The sequence below is a fragment of the Clostridium sp. TJA020 genome (assembly GCF_058310295.1).
In genome coordinates this window covers 50,918-70,601 of record NZ_JBZEFC010000003.1, presented here as the reverse complement: position 1 = coordinate 70,601, position 19,684 = coordinate 50,918, and the positions used below count along the sequence as shown (strand labels likewise).

The window sequence follows — 19,684 nt, the reverse complement described above, 5'->3', positions numbered from 1 at the left end:
TTAAATTTTTATAATAGTATTTTAATACAATTATCTATAATTAATATTCTCCAAATTTAGAGTAATATATAAAAATTATAAATGTAATAGCTACAATAAATAATGTTTCAATTGAACTAAGTGGATGTAATACATTTTTTATAAATATGTTTAAAACTAAAAATGTTAATATTGATAGTAACACAAAAATAATTATATTTGTTATTGATAAATTTATATTAATTTCCTTTCTTACCTCATATAAGTTTATTGCTAGTGAAACAACTGATGTTATAAAAAGATTTAAGCTATAACCATAAACATTAATTTGAGGAATAGAAGTAAATATAAATAAACATATAAGTTCAAGTACTGCTATTATTAGAGAATTTCTAACTATTATTCCTTGTTTATTTAATCCATTTAAAATTCCAAACATAGTAGAGGACGTGAAAAATATTGGTGCTGATAATGATGCTATAAATATATAAGAACCAAGATCGTTCCTTCCATAAAATAAATTACCAAGCTCATAAGGAACAAGTGAGCAAATTACGGTAGTAGATAAACCTAATAAAAATGCTATTTTCATAACTTTTTTTATTCTTAATGAAGCTTCGTATGTGTTTCCCTTACTTAATGTTTGAGATAAGTCTGGAATAAGTAATGTATTAATAGAGCCTACTACGATAAGTGGTATACCTATTAAAGTAACTGCCATACCTGTATATTTTCCAATTAAAGCTAATGCTTCAGGGTAAGAAAAACCAGCTGCCATAAGCCTTCTTGGAACTAATAAAGTTGACATTGTAGCAAATATATTATTTAAAAAACCATTTAAGCATAATGGTATAGAAATAACTAATACATTAAAAAGAAGTTGTGCTCTTCCATCAGCTTTAAATCTAGGTTTTGGAAGCTTAGACACACATCTTCTATAATATATAAATAGTAAAATTAAACTTTGAAGTTCTCCAATAGCTAATGATACATAAGCTAATGTAACTAAAGTTGATAAGTTATTAGAAGCAAATGAATATACTAATAAAGTTATTGTAACAATCCTCATAGCTTTTTCAAAAATATCAACAATTGCTGGCACAATAATTTTAGAAACTCCTAAAAAATATCCTTTTAAAATATTACTTAAAGAAATAAAAACCATAGCAGGACAAGTTACCCTAATAGCATTTATTGTTCTAGGGTCATTTATACCATATTTACCTATGTAAGGAGCTAATAAAAATACTACTATTCCTATCAATAAAGACCATACAATATTAAATACAGCAACTGTATTTATAGTTTTAGTCAAGTTATTAGTTTGGGATTTTTCGTAGTAAACTGCAGAAACCTTAGAAAGAGCTGCTACTACTCCAGCAGTCATAAGACATATAAATAAATTGTATACTGGCATTATTATATTATAAAGACCAATTCCTTCTGCTCCTAATATTTTTGATAAATATATAGAGAAGGCAAATCCCAATAGACCTGTCGTTATATTTGATGTTGTTAATAAAAAAGAGTTCTTAAAAAAATTATCTTTCTCCAAAAGCAAATCCCCCTTTATATAAGCTAAATAATATTAAATATATGCACCTAACATATTAAATATTTTATTTAAAGTATTTAAATAATAGGAATATTATATATGTTATATAAAATATAAATTTAATAAGGTAAAGAGGGGTGGGGGTTAATTGTGCTTAGGTTTTTAAAGTTCTTTATAAGTTCAGTAATTATAGTTACTTTAGCACTAGGGATATACAAGTATTCTAATAAGCATACTATGGATATTTTAATGGAAGATATAAAAATAGATTTATTTATTAAAGGCTTTGAAGAAGCTGTTGCTATTACAAATGGTGAAAAAAATGAATTATATATAGCTTATGATGATGAAATAGTAAAAGTGGATAATCAAAATAAAGTAAAAAGAGTAATTAAAGATTTTACTTTTAATATTGATGATTTAATTTATAAGGATGGGATAATATATATATTATCAAAAGAAAACTTAATTTCTATAGATAAAGAAGGAAATAAAAAGATACTTAAAAATAACCTTCTATATGAAGGCGAAAATATAGATAGGAATTTATTAATAAAAGAAGATAGTTTATTAATATCAATTGGAGCTGCTACAAATTCTGGAATAGCAGAAAATAATGGAGTTAAAGATATATCACCTTTAAATTTACTTTTAAATGGTATAAATTATGGGAAAATAAAAACAGGAGCTTTTAAAAATTATGGTGAAGTTACAAAAAATAATGAAGTTATATTAGGAGAAGAAATAGGAAATGCATCTATAATAGAAGTTAATTTAAAAACATTATCAACAAAATTATTTGCATCTGGAATAAGAAACGTAGAAGCTTATGATATTAATAGTAAGGGTGAAATTTATGGTATAGTAGGTGGAATTGAAAACAAAGGTGAGAGACCTGTAATTAGAGATTCAGATTATATATATAATATTAAAAATGGACTATGGTATGGATGGCCAGATTTTAGTGGTGGAAATCCAATATCTTCACCGAGATTTACAGATTCAGAAAAAATAAGAGAATTAATAAAGGATCCACCTGAAAAACGTGGACAAACTCCTTATTATGAGTATAACGATATAAATTCATTAAAAGAATTGGCCATAGATAAAAATGGAGTAATACTTAATAAAGATGACATTATATTGTATGATAAAAAACAAAAAGTTTTATATGGATTAACTAAAAAAAATGGATTAAGAAAAATTATTAAATTAGATAATAAAAGTGATATTAATGATTTAATAATAGTTGATGATTCGTGCTTTTTATTAGATAGTAAAAATGGATATATTTATAGAATTTATAAAGGTAATTCAATTATAGATGGAAATATACCTAAAATTGTTATAGTAATGATTTTAATAACAATGATATTTATTTTAGGTTATTCAGTAATTAGATTCAAAAAGAATAATTTTTCAAATAAAAAGTAGTTAACAGTTTTGTTAACTACCTTTTATTTATATACAAAATTTTAATATTGTATGTTTACAATTAAATAAATATTTATATTTATTTTTATCTTTGATATAGAGTTAAATAAATGATAATATATAGATAAGTTATGGGTAGAGGGGGGTTTTTATGAAAAAAACTATAATTTTAAATCTTGAAGATATAAAAATTGAAGGGGATATTTTGGATGTATCTTGTGAAAACTCTGGTATAGTATGTAGCTTGTCTGTTGATGCAAAAGATGAATTAGCATTAGATAGTGAATGTGATGATGTAAATGTTATAAAAAATAAAAAGTATGATGCATGTACATTTTTCTTTAATTTAAGTTCTCTATGGACATTAAATAAAAAAGAATCATTAATAAATGAAGTATCAGAATTATTAAAAGAACATGGAGAAATATATATATGGGATATAAATAAAAATGTAGGTGAGCTTGTAGATAGTAAGCTAAGAGTTTTATTACCAAATGGAAATATTGATGAATATAATATAAAAAACAATAATATTTTTTCTTCATCAAATTATGAAGAAACAAAAAGTATACTTGAAAAAACTTTTAAAATACAAGAAACTAAAGTTTGGGAGGATGTATACTTTATTAAGGGAGCAAAAATTTAAACTTTAGAGAGGAAGAATTTTATGAAAATATTACTTACAGCTATAAATTCAAAATTCATTCATAGTAATCTAGCTGTTAGATACTTAAAGGCATTTACTAAAGATATGGATGCAGAATGTAAAATAAGAGAATTTTCTATAAATGATAGAGAAGAGAGAGTATTAGAAGAAATTATAAAAGAAAAGCCAAATGTAGTATGTTTTTCAACATACATATGGAATGTTGAAATGGTAAAAAGGATTTCAGACCTTATAAAACAAGTTGATTCTAATATAGAGATATTATATGGTGGACCAGAAGTATCATATGATAGCATGGTAATACTAGAAGAAATTTCTGGTGACTATATAATAGAAGGAGAAGGCGAAAAAACCTTTAGAGAATTTGTAGAATATAAGCTTGGTATAAAAGATATTGAATCAATAAGAGGTTTATTTTATAAAAAGAATGGAAAAGTTAATTTCAATGGTAGTAGACCACTTATGTCTATGGATGAATTAGTATTTCCTTATGAAGATGATGAAGATTTAAATAATAAAATTGTATATTATGAAGCATCAAGAGGATGTCCTTTTAATTGCAAATACTGTTTATCATCTACCATACATGGAGTAAGATTTCATAAAATTGATAGAGTTATAGAAGAACTAAATTATTTTATAGAGAAGAAAGTTAAATTAGTTAAATTTGTAGATAGAACATTTAATTGTAATCATAAATTTTCAATGGCTATATGGAAGTTTTTGATAGAGAGCAATACAGAAACTCAATTCCACTTTGAAATATCAGCAGATATTTTAAAAAATGAAGAAATTGAATTATTAAGGGAAGCACCAGAGGGAAGATTTCAATTTGAAGTTGGTGTACAAACAACAAATGATGAAGTTTTATCTAATATAAATAGATTTGTTAATTTTTCCGATATTAAAGAAAAGGTTGTAGAGTTACTTTCAATAAGAAACATTAAACAACATCTTGATCTTATTGCAGGACTTCCAGGAGAAGATTATGATTCATTTAGAAAATCATTTAATGATGTTCATTCAATACATCCAGAAGAAATACAATTAGGATTTTTAAAACTGTTAAAAGGATCTTCTATGAGAGAAGAAAGTGATAAGTATAATATGAAATATTCACCATATCCTCCGTACGAAATATTAAGTACAAACAAAATAAGTTATTTTGAACTTATAGATTTAAAGAAAGTTGAGCATATGGTTGATAAGTATTACAATAGCCAAAAATTCAATAATATATTAAATTATTTTTATCCTAAATTTAAAGAACCTTTTGAATTGTTTCATGAATTAGCTATGTTTTATGATAAAAAGGGTTACTTTAATAGAAGCATAGGAAGTAATGAATACTATAAGTTATTTTTAGATTTTAATGAAGAAGTATTAAAGGAAAATAATTTCATTTTAAGAGAAATAATAAGATACGATTATTTATTGCATAATAAGAGAAGAGGTATACCAGATTACATTAAAAGCAATATAACTAAAGAAGAAGAAAGAAAAATAAAGGATGAATTAAGAGAAGAATATTCATTTAGAGATTATAGTGTAGAAAAATTTTATATAGATATAATTAAATTTATAGAAGAGGATAAAATATTAGAGTCAGAAGTTTACGCACTTTTAGATAATGATAAAAATTTTATTATATTAAACAATTAATTAATGTATAGTTAACAAAAAATGTAGAAAATGTATACATATTAAATTAGAGTTTATAAAATTAACATGTAATTAATATTTATATGGACAAATATCAATAAATTTATTGAAATTATCCGTAAAAAGTGTATAATTAAAAATATGAATAAAAAGTAATTAATACTATATAAAGTATTAATTCATATATTATTACACATTTAAGTGCAAAGGTGGTGAGATTTTGGCATTAGAAGCAATTAAAGAGATTAAGAGAGTAGAAGCAGAAGCGGAAGCATTGATAAAGTCTGCAAACGCCGAAGCAAAGGATATCGTTCAAAAAGCTACCATAGAAGCTACTGAAAGTTACAATAGAGTTTTAGAAGGGGCTAAGAACAAGTGCAATAGTATAATGAATGATGCTGTTGAAGCAGGCAATAAACAAGCTGAACCTATATTAAACAAGGGAAAGCAAGAAGCCAAAGATATCTATGACATTAAAGAAGATAAAAAAAATAATGCTGTAAAATTAGTGATTGAGAGGATTGTGAAGATTCATGGCAATAGTTAAGATGAACAAATTCACTTTGCTTAGCTTTGAATCACAAAAAGATAATCTTTTAAAGAAGCTACAAGGCTTTAGGGAGGTAGAATTCATAAACCTTCAAAATGATGAATACATCCAAGGCAAAGAAGCTTTAGAAGGATTATTAAAAGACGAAGTTGATTCAGAATTTGCAAAATGTGAAGAAGACTTATCAAAAGCTAGATTTGCCCTAGAATTTTTAAGGGCTTATGTACCTCAAAAATCAGGATTAAAAGCAATGCGTGAAGGAAAAAGAACTTTAACATTAACAGAACTTGAAGAAGTAGTTAATAAAAGTAATTGGATTGATATTTATTCAATGCTTAAAGAAAAAGAAGTTCACCTTGCAAATCTAGAAAACGAGAAGACAAAACTTGAAGGCGTCATAGACTCTCTAAAACCATTAGAAGGACTAGATGTATCCTTTGAAGATTTAAAGAGTATGAAGACACCATACTTCTTAGGAAGCGTTTCTAAGCAATATGAAGAAGAACTAAAATCAAGTTTAGAAGATTATTACTTAGAAATAATATCAAAAACTAACGATGACATTTTCTTCTTATGTTTAGCTTATAAAGATAATGAAGAAGATGTTGAGGAAATTTTAAGAGGTCTTGGATTTAGTTCATTTAAGACTGAACAAAATGAAACTCCAATAAGAGTTATCCACCAAAGCATGGATAGAATTGAAAAAATAGAATCAGAAAAGTTTTTTATAAAAGAAGAATTAGAAACTCTTGAAGAAGAAGTTGAAACATTAGAATTAGCATTTGAATACTTCTCAAATGTTTATTCAAGAAAAACAGTTAAGAATAATTTCTTAAGAACTGAAAAGGTAAGCTTAATACAAGGATGGATTGCTACTTCAGATAATAATGACTTTGAGAAAGTAATAAAAGATACGCTTGGAGAAGATTATTACCTTGCATTTGAAGATGTAAAGGAAGAAGAAATAGAAGAAGTTCCAATAAGATTACAAAATAATGATTTAAATAAATCGTTTGAAAGTATAACAGAAATGTATAGTTTACCAAGATATGATGAAATAGATCCAACACCACTTTTAGCGCCGTTCTTCTTATTATTCTTTGGAATGATGGTTGCAGACGTTGGGTATGGAGTATTACTACTTGTAGGATCAATAATAGCACTTAAGGCATTTAAATTAGATGATGGGCAAAAGCAATTTGCTAAGTTCTTCTTCTATTTAAGTTTTCCAACAATAATCTTTGGACTTATATATGGAGCGGTCTTTGGTGATTTGATAAAATTACCAGCTCTTATAGACACTAACAAAGATGTTACAACAATACTTATTATGTCAGTAGTTTTTGGGGTAATTCAAATCTTCTTTGGACTTGGAATAAAAGCTTATGTATTAATAAGAAATGGAAGACCATTTGATGCTTTCTGTGATGTAGGATCATGGGTTATAACATTAGTATCAATTGGAGTATTTGGATACGGTGCATTTGCAGGAAATCCACTTGTAAAAACAATTGGTATGTGGTGTATGATAATTGGTATGGTACTTATTGTATTAACACAAGGAAGACACATGGAATCAGTTGGAGGTAAGCTAGGAGAAGGTTTATATGCTTTATATGGAATAACAGGCTACATAGGAGACTTAGTTTCATATACAAGATTAATGGCCTTAGGATTAGCTGGAGGATCTATAGCTGGAGCAATTAATCTTATTATAAGTATGTTCCCAGGAGTAGCATTCTTTATATTTGGACCATTAGTATTTATCTTAGGTCAAATATTCAACTTTGGATTATCATTATTAGGAGCTTACGTTCACACATGTAGATTAGAGTACGTTGAGTACTTTTCAAAATTCTATGAAGGTGGCGGAAAGCCATTTAAACCATTTAAGACACTAGATAAATATATAAAAATAAAAAAAGAGATTTAATGTTAGTAAACAGGAGGAATTTAAAATGAATACTTGGATAGAATTTTTTACACAAAATGGAGGATTTGTATTTGCAGCAATAGGTGTTGCATTAGCAGTCGGATTATCAGGAATAGGTTCAGCTAAAGGGGTTGGACTAGTTGGGGAATCAGCAGCTTCATTAATGACAGAACAACCAGAAAAGTTTGGTAAAGCATTAGTACTTCAATTATTACCAGGTACACAAGGTTTATACGGATTCGTTATTGGATTATTAGTTTTCTTAAAGATTACACCAGATATGTCATTCCAAAATGGATTATACTTATTATTTGCATGTTTACCAATTGCTATAGCAGGATTATTCTCAGGTATTGCTCAAGGTAAAACAGCAGCAGCTGGTGTTCAAATATTAGCTAAAAAACCAGAACAAACAACTAAAGGTATCATATTTGCTGCCATGGTTGAAACATATGCATTATTAGGATTCGTTGTATCAATCTTATTAGTATTCAAGTTTTAATATTGAGGAAGTGAAGTTATGTCAGACGTAAAAAATCTTACTTCTAAAATCTTAAAAGATGCGGAAGAGAGAAAGGAAAGTATTCTTAATGCTGCGAATGAAGAAAAAGCAAAAATAATTGCTAAAAAAGAAGCAGCAGCTAAAATGGAAGAAGCTTCTATGCTAGAAAAAGCAAAGATTGAAGCTAAAACAAGACAAGAAAGAATAGTTTCAAGTGCAGAGCTTAAAGCAAGAAATGAAAAACTAAAAGCTAAACAGGAAGTTATAGATTCAGTTTTTGAAAAGAGTATAAATGAATTATGTTCAATGTCAGATGAAGATTTAAAAAACTTCATTAAAAATATGATAATTAACTCAGATATTACTGGGGATGAAAATATTATATTAAACGAAAAAGGTAAATCAGTTGTAGATAATTCACTACTTAATACAATAAATAGTGAATTAAAAGAAAAAGGAAAAAAAGGAGAACTTACAATCAGTGATGAAGTAAGAACTTTTAGAGGTGGATTTATCTTAGAAAAGGATGGCATAGAAATAAATAATACTTTCGAAGATTTAGTAAATTCATCAAGAGATGATTTAGAATTCGAAGTAGCTCAAGTATTATTTTAATTAAGGAGGAAACAGAATGAATTCAATGGAATTTACTCAAGTTATACCAAGACTTAGAGTATTAGAAACAAGACTCCTTGATAAAGCTAAAATCGATAGAATGATTGATGGAGATTCTGCAAATGAAGCACTCAAGGTGCTTCAAGAATCTGAGTATGCCAATGTTATGACAGGTGTTAAAAGAGCTGAAGATTATGAAATAATACTATCAAAAGAGCTTAAAAGAGTATATGAGCTTATGTATGATGCATCACCATCAAAAGCTTTAATAGACTTAATGAGTATAAAGTATGACTATCATAATATAAAAGTTCTTTTAAAAGGTATATTCCTTCAAAAAGATTTCAGTGAAATGTTAATATCAGTTGGTAAAATTGATATTCATACATTAAAACAAAGTATAAATAATAATAACTTAGGTGATTTGCCAAAGGTTATGAGAGAAGCTATAGAAAAAGCTAAAGAAGCTTTTGAAGCTAACAAAGATCCACAGGAAATTGACATTATTTTAGATAATGCTATGTTCACTGAAATGAAGGATATTGCTAAAGAATTAAATGATATGTTTATTGATAAATATGTTAAAGCTTTAATAGATTTAACTAACATAAAAACTTTATTAAGAGTTAAGAAGCAAAATAAAAATAGGGACTTTTTACAAGAAGTTATAATTAATGGTGGGGCAATTGATAAAGAAACAATAGTAAGCTTTTTAAATGATGCACCAGAAAACATATCAAACAAATTATCTTTCACTGATTATAGTGAACTTATAAAATTAGGAATTGAAGATTATACAAAGACTGGTTCAGCAAGTCTTTTAGAAAAATTAATTGATAACTACATTATGAATATGATGAAAGAAGCTAAGTTCATTCCTTTTGGAGTTGAACCAGTATTAGCTTATATATATGCAAAAGAAACAGAAATAAAAGTAGTTAGAATTATAATGGTTGGTAAACTCAATAATATCTCAGGGGAAGTAATTAGAGAAAGGCTGCGTGATATTTATGTATAAGAAGATCGGTGTAGTTGGAGATAAAGATTCAGTTTTAGCATTTAAAGCTTTAGGAATTGATGTATTTCCAGTTGTTGAAGCTGATGAAGCAAGAAAAACTATAGATAGATTAGCTATGCAAGATTACGCAGTTATCTTTGTAACAGAGCAGGTTGCAAAAGAAGTAGAAGAAACTATTGAAAGATACAATAGAGCAACACTTCCAGCTGTAATATTAATTCCAAGCAATCAAGGATCATTAAATATAGGAATGCAAAGAATTAGCGATAATGTAGAAAAAGCTGTTGGCGTTAATATCTTATAGGAAGGTAGGTTTTGTAAGGTGAAGACCGGAAAAATAATCAAAGTTTCAGGACCTTTAGTTGTTGCTGAAGGTATGGATGAAGCTAATATATTTGACGTATGTAAAGTTGGAGAAAAAGGTCTTATCGGTGAAATCATAGAAATGAGAGGCGATAAGGCATCTATACAGGTATATGAAGAAACTTCAGGAATAGGACCTGGAGACCCAGTTATAACAACTGGAGAACCTTTAAGCGTTGAGCTTGGACCAGGACTTATTGAAGCAATGTTTGATGGAATTCAAAGACCTCTTGATGCTTTCATGAAGGCAGCAGGTTCAGACTTCCTAACAAAAGGGGTTTCAGTAAAATCATTAGATAGAGAAAAAACTTGGGATTTTAATCCTATAGTTAAAGTTGGAGATGAAGTCGAAGCTGGTGATGTTATAGGAACAGTTCAAGAAACAGCAGTAGTACTTCACAAAATAATGGTTCCTTATGGAGTAGAAGGTAAAGTAAAAGATATAAAATCAGGAAACTTTACTGTTGAAGATGTAGTTTGTATTGTTGAAACTAAAGATGGAGATAAAGAAGTTAAGATGATGCAAAAATGGCCAGTAAGAAAGGGAAGANATAGTTAAAGTTGGAGATGAAGTCGAAGCTGGTGATGTTATAGGAACAGTTCAAGAAACAGCAGTAGTACTTCACAAAATAATGGTTCCTTATGGAGTAGAAGGTAAAGTAAAAGATATAAAATCAGGAAACTTTACTGTTGAAGATGTAGTTTGTATTGTTGAAACTAAAGATGGAGATAAAGAAGTTAAGATGATGCAAAAATGGCCAGTAAGAAAGGGAAGACCTTATGCAAATAAGTTAAACCCAGTTGCGCCACTTACTACAGGACAAAGAGTTATAGATACATTCTTCCCAGTTGTTAAAGGTGGAGCAGCAGCAGTTCCAGGGCCATTCGGAGCTGGTAAAACAGTTGTTCAGCACCAAGTTGCTAAATGGGGAGATGCTGAAATAGTTGTTTACGTTGGATGTGGAGAACGTGGAAACGAAATGACAGATGTTCTTAATGAGTTCCCAGAACTTAAAGACCCAAAAACAGGTCAAAGCTTAATGAAGAGAACAGTTCTTATAGCAAATACATCAAACATGCCAGTTGCTGCTAGAGAAGCATCAATATATACTGGTATTACAATAGCTGAATATTTCAGAGATATGGGATACTCAGTAGCTATCATGGCTGACTCAACATCAAGATGGGCAGAAGCATTAAGAGAAATGTCAGGAAGACTTGAAGAGATGCCTGGTGACGAAGGTTATCCAGCATACTTAGGATCAAGACTTGCAGATTATTATGAAAGAGCTGGTAAGGTTGTATGTCTTGGTAAGGATGGAAGAGAAGGAGCTGTTACAGCAATCGGTGCAGTATCACCTCCAGGAGGAGATATTTCAGAACCAGTTACTCAATCTACTTTAAGAATTGTTAAAGTTTTCTGGGGACTAGATGCTCAACTTGCATATCAAAGACATTTCCCATCAATTAACTGGTTAAACTCATATTCATTATATGCTGATAGAATTGGTGAATGGATGGATGAAGAAGTTGCTTCAGATTGGTCAGAACTTAGAGTTGAAGCTATGGCTTTACTTCAAGAAGAAGCAAATCTTCAAGAAATAGTAAGACTTGTTGGTATAGATGCACTTTCAGAAGGAGATAGATTAAAACTTGAAATTGCTAAGTCAATAAGAGAAGACTATCTTCAACAAAATGCTTTCCATGAAGTTGACACATATACTTCATTAAATAAGCAACATAAAATGTTAAAACTTATACTTCAATTTAAGCATGAAGCAGATAGAGCTTTAGAAAATGGAGTATATTTAGATAAAATTTTAGGTATGAGTGAAATCAGAGATAGAATAGCTAGAGCTAAGTACATCTCTGAAGAAGATATAGCAAAGATTGATCAAATCGGAGTAGATTTAACATCTGAAATGAACAAACTTATCAGCGAAGGAGGGGTTCTAAATGCCTAAAGAATATAGAACAGTTACGGAAGTAGTAGGACCTTTAATGGCTGTTGAAGGTGTTGAAGGTGTTAAATATGATGAATTAGTTGAAATAGAATTACAAAATGGAGAAAAAAGAAGAGGTAAGGTACTAGAAGTTAATGGTTCAAAAGCTATGGTTCAGATCTTCGAAGGTTCTTCAGGAATAAACTTAAAAGGAACTAAAGCAAAATTCTTAGGAAGACCACTTGAACTTGGTGTTTCAGAAGATATGCTTGGAAGAGTCTTTGATGGTATGGGAAGACCAATAGATAATGGTCCAAAGATAATACCAGAAAAAAGACTTGATATAAATGGAGAAGCTATAAACCCAGTTGCTAGAGATTATCCATCAGAATTTATTCAAACAGGAATATCAGCAATAGATGGACTTAATACTCTTGTTAGAGGACAAAAGCTTCCAGTTTTCTCAGGATCAGGACTTCCACATGCAGAACTTGCAGCTCAAATTGCAAGACAAGCGAAAGTTTTAAATTCTGATTCAAAATTCGCTGTTGTTTTTGCAGCAATAGGTATTACATTCGAAGAAGCACAATTCTTCGTTGATGAGTTTAAGAAAACAGGAGCTATAGATAGATCAGTTCTATTTATGAACTTAGCTTCTGACCCAGCTATCGAAAGAATAGCTACTCCAAGAATGGCTCTTACTACTGCTGAATATTTAGCGTATGAAAAAGGAATGCACGTGCTTGTAATAATGACAGATATAACAAACTATGCAGAAGCTCTAAGAGAAGTTTCAGCTGCTAGAAAAGAAGTTCCAGGAAGAAGAGGATATCCAGGATACTTATATACTGACCTTTCTACTTTATATGAAAGAGCAGGAAGACTTAGAGGAAAAGAAGGTTCAATTACTCAAATTCCAATACTTACAATGCCTGAAGATGATAAAACACATCCAATTCCAGACTTAACTGGATATATAACAGAAGGACAAATAATACTTTCAAGAGAACTTTATAAGAAAGGTATTATGCCTCCAATAGATGTATTACCATCACTTTCAAGACTTAAAGATAAAGGTATAGGTAAAGGAAAAACTAGAGAAGATCATGCAGATACAATGAACCAATTATTCTCAGCATATGCTCAAGGTAAACAAGCAAAAGAATTATCAGCAATCTTAGGAGAATCAGCTCTTTCAGAAACAGATAAAGCATTTGCTAAATTTGCAGAAGCCTTTGAAAATGAATATGTTGCACAAGGTTTCACTACAAATAGAACTATAACTGAAACTCTAGATTTAGGATGGAAGCTATTAGCATTACTTCCTAGAACAGAGCTTAAGAGAATTAGAGACGAATATCTTGAAAAATATATGCCAAGAGAGGAAGAATAGGCTATGGCTAGATTAAATGTGAATCCTACTAGAATGGAACTCACAAAGCTGAAGAAGAGATTAACTACAGCTACTAGAGGTCATAAGCTTTTAAAAGATAAGCAAGATGAGTTAATGAGACAATTTATCAATCTTGTTAAATATAATAATAATTTAAGAAAAGAAGTTGAAGGTGAGCTAGAAGGTTCATTAAAAGATTTCGTTATGGCTAGAGCTGTAATGAGTTCTGAATTCTTAGAGGAAGCAATTGCTTATCCAAAAGAAAGTATCTCAGTAGATGTTGGAAATAAGAACATAATGAGCGTTAATGTTCCAGTTATGAACTTTAAAAGACAGCTTGAAGGAGATGAAGGTAGTATCTTCCCATATGGATTTGCGAACACATCATCAGAACTTGATGATGCTATAACAAAGCTTTATGGAATATTACCAAAGCTTTTAGAATTAGCAGAAGTAGAAAAGTCATGCCAACTTATGGCAGATGAAATAGAAAAGACGAGAAGAAGAGTTAATGCTCTTGAATATATGACAATTCCTCAACTTCAAGAAACTATCAAGTACATAAGAATGAAACTTGATGAAAATGAAAGAAGTGCTCTAACAAGACTTATGAAGGTTAAGAGCATGATAGAGCAAAGAGGATAACTTTATTTATTACACCTTAGAATAATTCTAAGGTGTAATTATTTGTCAAGATACTAATACAATTAATATAATTATAGTACTTAAGATGTAATGTTTTATTTTTGAAAACATTACAACAAAATTAAAATTGGATCAATTCAATTGATAATAAATTATATTAATAGTATAATTCTTATTAGATTATAAAGTTATATTAAAATTTTATAGTCTAACGAGAGTTAGGAGAATGGAAAATGGATTATTTTATAGAATTTATAGTTTCATTTTTAATAGTAGCTATACTTATGCCATTAATAATGAAGCTATCTAATAAAATAGGTTTTACGGATAAGCCTACAAAGAGAAAGAAGCATAAAAAGGTAACACCACTTTGTGGGGGACTTACTATGTTTATAGGTTTTTTTATAGTTTACTATTTTATAGCTAATGAATTTGATAGTGCTCATGGAATATGGATATTTGTAGCGTCGGTGCTTATATTAGTTATAGGTTTAGTAGATGATTATTATAAATCAATAGGAAAGGAATTTCCTATATTACCTAGACTTATAATACAAATATTAGCGGCAATAATAGTTTTTAATGCTGGTGTAGCGTTTAAAGGTTTTACTAATCCTTTTACAGGGGTATATATTGAATTAAATACTTTTTTACAGTTTATTTTAAGTATAACTTGGATATTTGGAGTTACTACGGTGATAAATTGGTCAGATGGAATGGATGGACTTGCAGGAAGTATATCATTAGTTTCTTCAATTACATTTTTTATTGCAGCTATAATATTATCTCAAGAATATTCAGCAAGCATATCTGCAGCATTAGCAGGAGTAATAGCAGGATTTTTAATTTACAATAAATATCCAGCGAAGGTTTTTATGGGAGATTCTGGAGCGAATTTTTTAGGATTTATTTTAAGTATTATAGCCTTAGATGGCGCATTTAAACAAGCTACAGTATTAAGTCTTCTATTACCTATATTAGCTTTAGCCGTGCCGATATTTGATAATTTATTTGTAATATTTAAAAGATTTAATGAGGGGAAACCTGTATATCAAGCAGATAGAAGTCAAATGCACTTTAGATTAGAAGAAAAGGGTTTTACAAAACCTCAAATAGTACATTTTATTGTAGGAATAAGTATAGTCTGTTCGTTTTTATCGATAATATTATTATTTTATAATCATCCATAGAAGTTTAAAGCATTACTTTTTAGTAATGCTTTTGTTTTTATAATTATTAATATATAATATAGTTTAAAATACAATTGGGGGCTGATTATAATGTATATAGGAAGTAAAGTTCTACTTAGAGCTTATAATGAAGAAGATATTGAAAAGGTATTAAATTTTGTAAATGATTTTGAGGTTAAAAAGTTTTTAGACTTAAATATACCATTTCCTATAAGTAAACGAGAAGAAGAAATATGGATAAAAAAGAATAGAGAAATAAATGGTTTAACTTATGATTTTGCAATAGAGGAAATAAGCACTGGAAATATTATAGGTGGTTGTAGTATAAATGCTGTTAATATAAAAAATAGAAACTGTACTATTGGAATTATGATAGGTGATAAAAATTATTGGGGCAAAGGATATGGATATGATGCATTATCTATATTAATTAAATTTATATTTGAAGAATGCAATATGGAGAAAATAAAGCTTGGAGTATTTTCTTTTAATGAAAGAGCAATTAATTGTTATAAAAAATTAGGGTTTGAAGAAGAAGGAGTACTTAAAAAAGAAATATATAGATGTGGTAAGTATTATGATGAAATAGTTATGGCAATGTTTAAAGATGAATATTTTAATAGATGTAAATAAGTTTAAGAGAGATGATTATATTTTGAACATAATAGATAATTTTGATAAAAATGTAGTAATTTTAGATGGAGCTATGGGAACTATGCTTCAAGATGTTGAACTTAAAATGATTAAAAATCCAGAAGATTATAATATTACAAATAAAGATAAAATAGAAAAAATTCACAAGATGTATGTTGATGCTGGAGCAGATATAATATTAACTAATACTTTTGGAGCTAATGATGTAAGATTAAAGTCTAGTTCTTTTACTGTATATGAAATTGTAAAAAGTGCAGTAGAAATAGCTAAAAAGTCTGTTAATGGAACTAAGTGTTTAGTGGCTCTTGATGTAGGGCCTCTTGGTGAGTTTATAAAGCCAAAAGGAAGTATAGAATATGAAGATGCAATAGAAATATTTAAAAAGCAGATTAAAGTGGGCGTAAATCAAGGTGTAGATTTGATAATGATTGAAACTATGATGGATTTGTACGAGATGAAATCTGCTGTAATTGCAGCAAAGGATATTACAAATAAGCCGATATTTGCCACTATGACTTTTAATAAAGATTTAAAAACGATTTTTGGATATACAGTTAAAGACATGGTTATTGAATTAGAGAAGTTAGGAGTAGATGCTTTAGGATTTAATTGTTCAACAGGTCCTAAGGATATGATAGAACTTGTAAGAGAAGCTGGGTATCTTACTAAATTACCTATAATAGCAATGCCAAATAGGGGGAAACCAAAAGTTATAGAAGATAAGCTTGTATATGATATGACAAAAGAAGAATTTTTAAATTATATAAAACAAATAATAAGTAGTGGTGCAAATATAGTTGGAGGTTGTTGTGGAACAACTCCTGAATTTATAAGTGAATTGAATAAAAACCTTAATAAAAAATAAAGATATCCTTAAGGATATCTTTAAATTTTTAAACAAAAATGAAATATGTTGTTTTAATCTTTACATTATTTATTTTATATGTTTAAGTTAAATTACTTAATATTTAGTATAGGAGATTTTAAATTGAAAAAAAATTTATCAAAAATAAAGTTTTGTATTTTTATAATAATACTTGTAGTTGGATTAATAGTTCTTGCTATTAACTTTGAGTATTTAAAAACATTAGATATGAATCAAGTTTGTCAATCAATTAAAGATAATAAGGTATTAGCTAGTTTAGCTTATATTGGAGTCTATATAATAAAACCATTTTTTGTTTTTATACCAACTAATATATTAGCAGTATTTAGTGGTATATTATTTGGCCCGGTATATGGTTTTATATTTACTATGATTGGATTTTTTATATCAGGAACAATTGCTTTTTTTGTAGCTAGATATTTAGGAAGAGATTTTGTTAATGGAATAATAGGCAATAAGCTTTTGAAGTTAGATGATAATATGGAGAAAAATGGTTTTAAAATTTTGCTTTTATTAAGGTTGCCACCAATTCTTCCATATGATCCATTAAGTTATGCTTGTGGACTTACAAAAATAAGATATAAAGATTTTATTATAGCATCTTTAATAGGTGTTTTACCTGAGACTATGTGTTATTCAATTATTGGAGAAAACTTTTTGGATCCATGTTCACCTAAATTTATAGTACCTATAATCATACTTATAGCTGGAGTATTATTATCTAAAAAAATAATAGGATCAAAAAATAAAATAAAAGTATAATATTTAAAATATATTATAGAAGGAAAGAGGAGTAAATATGATTAAAAGTTTCTGCGATTTGAATTCAAAAGAAAAAGATAATTTACTTATATTTATGAATAGAAAAGAATATATTTCTCTTTCAGAGATGGAAAGTATGTTTAATACAAAAACATATAATTATGGTGAAGGTATAGCTATAATATTCGATTCTGACAAAGTATTAGGTATTGGAAGAGCTATACTTAAAGAAATATCTATAACAGGTATTGCTTATATATATTCATTAGATATTTTAGAGTGCTATAATGATAAAAAGTACATTATAGAGGAATTAATTAAATTTTTATATTATATATGTAATAAAAATAATGCTAATGAAATTTTATTAGGATTTAGAAAAAAAGAAACTAAAGAAATAATTGAAAAGTTAGGATTAAAAGTTTCTTATTCAGCAAAGATAATGGAAATAAATGATAAGAGTGAAAAAGAACATATTTTAAATTTGGAAAAATTAAATGATAAAAATAAATTAAAATATATGAGTTTATATAATAAAGCATTTAATAATATGCCTCATGGAGCATCGCTTAATGAACTTGAGCTAAATGAATATTTAAATGAATCTTATACTGGAAATTATTATTTTATAGTTTTAGATAAAAATAAAAGAATAGGAGTAATGAATGTATATGTAAATGGCAATAATTCTACTTTTGATATAGGGCTTCCGGTAGAGTTTAGGGGACAAGGATATGGTAAAAGATTATTAGAGACGGCAATACAGTTTTTAGTGAATAAAAAAATAAGGAATATATATTTAGTAGTTATAGAAGTAAATAAAATAGCTTACAATATGTATAAAAAAAGAGGTTTTAAAGAAAAAGGCATTTTAAGTTATTGGGTTACACTTAAAAATAAGGATTTAATAATATAGGGTTACTTTAGTAACCCTATAATTTTATATTAATTTCTTTTAGTGTAAAGCTTAATTTTATTATTTTTTTGAAAAATTGAAAGAAAAAAGTAAGAAAATTAAATGTTAAATTTAAAAATATAATTTTATAATTAAATTATAATAAATATTTTTATTAAGAAAGGTTTGTAATTATATGAACTTAGTTTTAAGGTATAAAAATATATTAATGATTATTATTGTTTTATTATTATTTACTTCTATTGGACTAAGTTATTTAGAAAATAAATGTTTATACGATAATAAAATAATAGATAAAAAAGTACAAGAAATCAAAAAAAGACCTAATTATGTAAAGATAGAAAATATAGATGAAAAATATTTAAATTCGGTAATTGATATAGAAGATCATAGGTTTTATGAACATGGAGCTATAGATTTTATATCTATATTAAGGTCAATAATACATAACATTATTGCTGGAAAAGTAATAGAAGGTGGAAGCACTATAACACAACAATTAGCTAAAAATATGTGTTTATCAAATGAAAGAAATCTTAGTAGAAAAATAAAAGAATTGCTTTTATCAATACAATTAGAAAGAAAATATACAAAATCAGAAATTCTTGAATTGTATGTAAATATAATATGTTTTGGAGATGGTTATTTTGGTATAAGTAATGCTTCAAAAGGATATTTTAAAAAAACACCTTGCGAATTGAATTTTAATGAGGCTACTATACTTGCTGGAATTCCTCAAGCGCCTAGTATTTATGCATTAAGTAAAAATAATGGACTAGCTAAAAAAAGGCAAAAGCAGGTTATAAGAGCTTTAATAAAATACGGAAATACATATAAAAATAATAAGTGTAAATATAATGACGATAATTTATTGCATAATATTAAATTCAACTTTCATAAGTTAGCAGAATTTGTATGAAATTTTGAATAAAAGTATTAAAACTTGCAAATAAAATGAAAAAATATACCTAGTAATTTTATACAAGTTAAATTATGGAATAATCGTCTTAGGCTAGT

At 27.7% G+C, this 19,684-nt stretch carries 18 protein-coding genes and 2 pseudogenes; 19 read left to right on the top strand and 1 reads right to left on the bottom strand.

The annotated features are described in order from the left end of the window. Nucleotides 1–40 precede the first annotated feature (40 nt). The gene (gene spoVB, locus AC4FQ1_RS06305) at nucleotides 41–1,534 is read right to left on the bottom strand and encodes a stage V sporulation protein B (protein ID WP_303130130.1); all 1,494 of its coding nucleotides are present in this window, start codon (nucleotides 1,532–1,534) and stop codon (nucleotides 41–43) included. A 150-nt stretch (nucleotides 1,535–1,684) separates the two neighbouring features. On the opposite strand from spoVB, the gene AC4FQ1_RS06300 reads away from it, so the two are divergent. The 19 genes and pseudogenes from AC4FQ1_RS06300 (at nucleotide 1,685) to AC4FQ1_RS06210 (ending at nucleotide 19,586) form a co-directional block, all read left to right on the top strand. Continuing rightward, on the top strand, nucleotides 1,685–2,968 hold the full coding sequence (locus tag AC4FQ1_RS06300) for a PQQ-dependent sugar dehydrogenase family protein (protein WP_491169254.1): 1,284 nt from the start codon (nucleotides 1,685–1,687) through the stop codon (nucleotides 2,966–2,968). 151 nt (nucleotides 2,969–3,119) lie between these two features. Continuing rightward, nucleotides 3,120–3,614 carry a hypothetical protein gene (locus tag AC4FQ1_RS06295; protein ID WP_491169253.1) on the top strand — a complete coding sequence of 165 codons (495 nt, stop codon included), beginning with the start codon at nucleotides 3,120–3,122 and terminating at the stop codon, nucleotides 3,612–3,614. A gap of 21 nt (nucleotides 3,615–3,635) precedes the next feature. Continuing rightward, the gene (locus AC4FQ1_RS06290) at nucleotides 3,636–5,297 is read left to right on the top strand and encodes a B12-binding domain-containing radical SAM protein (RefSeq protein WP_491169252.1); all 1,662 of its coding nucleotides are present in this window, start codon (nucleotides 3,636–3,638) and stop codon (nucleotides 5,295–5,297) included. 220 nt (nucleotides 5,298–5,517) lie between these two features. Beyond that, nucleotides 5,518–5,844, top strand: a complete 327-nt coding sequence (locus AC4FQ1_RS06285) for a hypothetical protein (protein WP_303130134.1) — start codon at nucleotides 5,518–5,520, stop codon at nucleotides 5,842–5,844. After that, nucleotides 5,831–7,780 (top strand): V-type ATP synthase subunit I, encoded by a 1,950-nt coding sequence (locus tag AC4FQ1_RS06280; protein WP_491169251.1) that lies wholly within the window; start codon nucleotides 5,831–5,833, stop codon nucleotides 7,778–7,780. Before AC4FQ1_RS06285 ends, AC4FQ1_RS06280 begins: the two co-directional genes overlap by 14 nt. 25 nt (nucleotides 7,781–7,805) lie before the next feature. Next, nucleotides 7,806–8,282 carry a V-type ATP synthase subunit K gene (locus tag AC4FQ1_RS06275; RefSeq protein ID WP_491147754.1) on the top strand — a complete coding sequence of 159 codons (477 nt, stop codon included), beginning with the start codon at nucleotides 7,806–7,808 and terminating at the stop codon, nucleotides 8,280–8,282. An 18-nt stretch (nucleotides 8,283–8,300) separates the two neighbouring features. Then, nucleotides 8,301–8,897 (top strand): V-type ATP synthase subunit E, encoded by a 597-nt coding sequence (locus AC4FQ1_RS06270; protein WP_491169250.1) that lies wholly within the window; start codon nucleotides 8,301–8,303, stop codon nucleotides 8,895–8,897. 16 nt (nucleotides 8,898–8,913) lie between these two features. Further along, nucleotides 8,914–9,915 carry a V-type ATP synthase subunit C gene (locus AC4FQ1_RS06265; protein ID WP_491169249.1) on the top strand — a complete coding sequence of 334 codons (1,002 nt, stop codon included), beginning with the start codon at nucleotides 8,914–8,916 and terminating at the stop codon, nucleotides 9,913–9,915. Next, complete coding sequence (locus tag AC4FQ1_RS06260) at nucleotides 9,908–10,219, top strand: V-type ATP synthase subunit F (RefSeq protein WP_491147748.1); 312 nt, start codon at nucleotides 9,908–9,910, stop codon at nucleotides 10,217–10,219. Before AC4FQ1_RS06265 ends, AC4FQ1_RS06260 begins: the two co-directional genes overlap by 8 nt. A gap of 18 nt (nucleotides 10,220–10,237) precedes the next feature. Next, a pseudogene (locus tag AC4FQ1_RS06255) lies at nucleotides 10,238–10,816 on the top strand (V-type ATP synthase subunit A); the annotation flags it as partial. A gap of 19 nt (nucleotides 10,817–10,835) precedes the next feature. Further along, a pseudogene (locus AC4FQ1_RS06250) lies at nucleotides 10,836–12,242 on the top strand (V-type ATP synthase subunit A); the annotation flags it as partial. Beyond that, nucleotides 12,235–13,614 (top strand): V-type ATP synthase subunit B, encoded by a 1,380-nt coding sequence (locus tag AC4FQ1_RS06245; protein WP_491147744.1) that lies wholly within the window; start codon nucleotides 12,235–12,237, stop codon nucleotides 13,612–13,614. The pseudogene AC4FQ1_RS06250 and the gene AC4FQ1_RS06245, both read left to right, overlap by 8 nt. A gap of 3 nt (nucleotides 13,615–13,617) precedes the next feature. Continuing rightward, nucleotides 13,618–14,259, top strand: a complete 642-nt coding sequence (locus tag AC4FQ1_RS06240; protein WP_491147742.1) for a V-type ATP synthase subunit D — start codon at nucleotides 13,618–13,620, stop codon at nucleotides 14,257–14,259. Between the two features lie 233 nt (nucleotides 14,260–14,492). Further along, complete coding sequence (locus tag AC4FQ1_RS06235) at nucleotides 14,493–15,449, top strand: MraY family glycosyltransferase (RefSeq protein WP_303131155.1); 957 nt, start codon at nucleotides 14,493–14,495, stop codon at nucleotides 15,447–15,449. Nucleotides 15,450–15,539: 90 nt separating this feature from the next. Beyond that, the gene (locus AC4FQ1_RS06230; protein ID WP_303131154.1) at nucleotides 15,540–16,082 is read left to right on the top strand and encodes a GNAT family N-acetyltransferase; all 543 of its coding nucleotides are present in this window, start codon (nucleotides 15,540–15,542) and stop codon (nucleotides 16,080–16,082) included. Beyond that, nucleotides 16,057–16,968, top strand: a complete 912-nt coding sequence (locus tag AC4FQ1_RS06225) for a homocysteine S-methyltransferase family protein (protein ID WP_491147741.1) — start codon at nucleotides 16,057–16,059, stop codon at nucleotides 16,966–16,968. The genes AC4FQ1_RS06230 and AC4FQ1_RS06225 overlap by 26 nt, the downstream gene beginning before the upstream one ends. A 123-nt stretch (nucleotides 16,969–17,091) precedes the next feature. Continuing rightward, nucleotides 17,092–17,751 carry a TVP38/TMEM64 family protein gene (locus AC4FQ1_RS06220; protein WP_491147739.1) on the top strand — a complete coding sequence of 220 codons (660 nt, stop codon included), beginning with the start codon at nucleotides 17,092–17,094 and terminating at the stop codon, nucleotides 17,749–17,751. Nucleotides 17,752–17,788: 37 nt separating this feature from the next. Then, nucleotides 17,789–18,667: a GNAT family N-acetyltransferase gene (locus AC4FQ1_RS06215; RefSeq protein WP_491169248.1), complete on the top strand. Its 879-nt coding sequence runs from the start codon at nucleotides 17,789–17,791 to the stop codon at nucleotides 18,665–18,667. Nucleotides 18,668–18,842: 175 nt separating this feature from the next. Then, nucleotides 18,843–19,586, top strand: a complete 744-nt coding sequence (locus AC4FQ1_RS06210; RefSeq protein WP_491147735.1) for a transglycosylase domain-containing protein — start codon at nucleotides 18,843–18,845, stop codon at nucleotides 19,584–19,586. Nucleotides 19,587–19,684 lie beyond the last annotated feature (98 nt).

Bases quoted from the DNA above. Each gene is read 5' to 3' on its own strand.
- AC4FQ1_RS06295 (WP_491169253.1), top strand. From the start codon at position 3,120: ATGAAAAAAACTATAATTTTAAATCTTGAAGATATAAAAATTGAAGGG.
- AC4FQ1_RS06290 (WP_491169252.1), top strand. From the start codon at position 3,636: ATGAAAATATTACTTACAGCTATAAATTCAAAATTCATTCATAGTAAT.
- AC4FQ1_RS06280 (WP_491169251.1), top strand. From the start codon at position 5,831: ATGGCAATAGTTAAGATGAACAAATTCACTTTGCTTAGCTTTGAATCA.
- AC4FQ1_RS06275 (WP_491147754.1), top strand. From the start codon at position 7,806: ATGAATACTTGGATAGAATTTTTTACACAAAATGGAGGATTTGTATTT.
- AC4FQ1_RS06270 (WP_491169250.1), top strand. From the start codon at position 8,301: ATGTCAGACGTAAAAAATCTTACTTCTAAAATCTTAAAAGATGCGGAA.
- AC4FQ1_RS06265 (WP_491169249.1), top strand. From the start codon at position 8,914: ATGAATTCAATGGAATTTACTCAAGTTATACCAAGACTTAGAGTATTA.
- AC4FQ1_RS06260 (WP_491147748.1), top strand. From the start codon at position 9,908: ATGTATAAGAAGATCGGTGTAGTTGGAGATAAAGATTCAGTTTTAGCA.
- AC4FQ1_RS06245 (WP_491147744.1), top strand. From the start codon at position 12,235: ATGCCTAAAGAATATAGAACAGTTACGGAAGTAGTAGGACCTTTAATG.
- AC4FQ1_RS06240 (WP_491147742.1), top strand. From the start codon at position 13,618: ATGGCTAGATTAAATGTGAATCCTACTAGAATGGAACTCACAAAGCTG.
- AC4FQ1_RS06235 (WP_303131155.1), top strand. From the start codon at position 14,493: ATGGATTATTTTATAGAATTTATAGTTTCATTTTTAATAGTAGCTATA.
- AC4FQ1_RS06230 (WP_303131154.1), top strand. From the start codon at position 15,540: ATGTATATAGGAAGTAAAGTTCTACTTAGAGCTTATAATGAAGAAGAT.
- AC4FQ1_RS06225 (WP_491147741.1), top strand. From the start codon at position 16,057: ATGAATATTTTAATAGATGTAAATAAGTTTAAGAGAGATGATTATATT.
- AC4FQ1_RS06215 (WP_491169248.1), top strand. From the start codon at position 17,789: ATGATTAAAAGTTTCTGCGATTTGAATTCAAAAGAAAAAGATAATTTA.
- AC4FQ1_RS06210 (WP_491147735.1), top strand. From the start codon at position 18,843: ATGAACTTAGTTTTAAGGTATAAAAATATATTAATGATTATTATTGTT.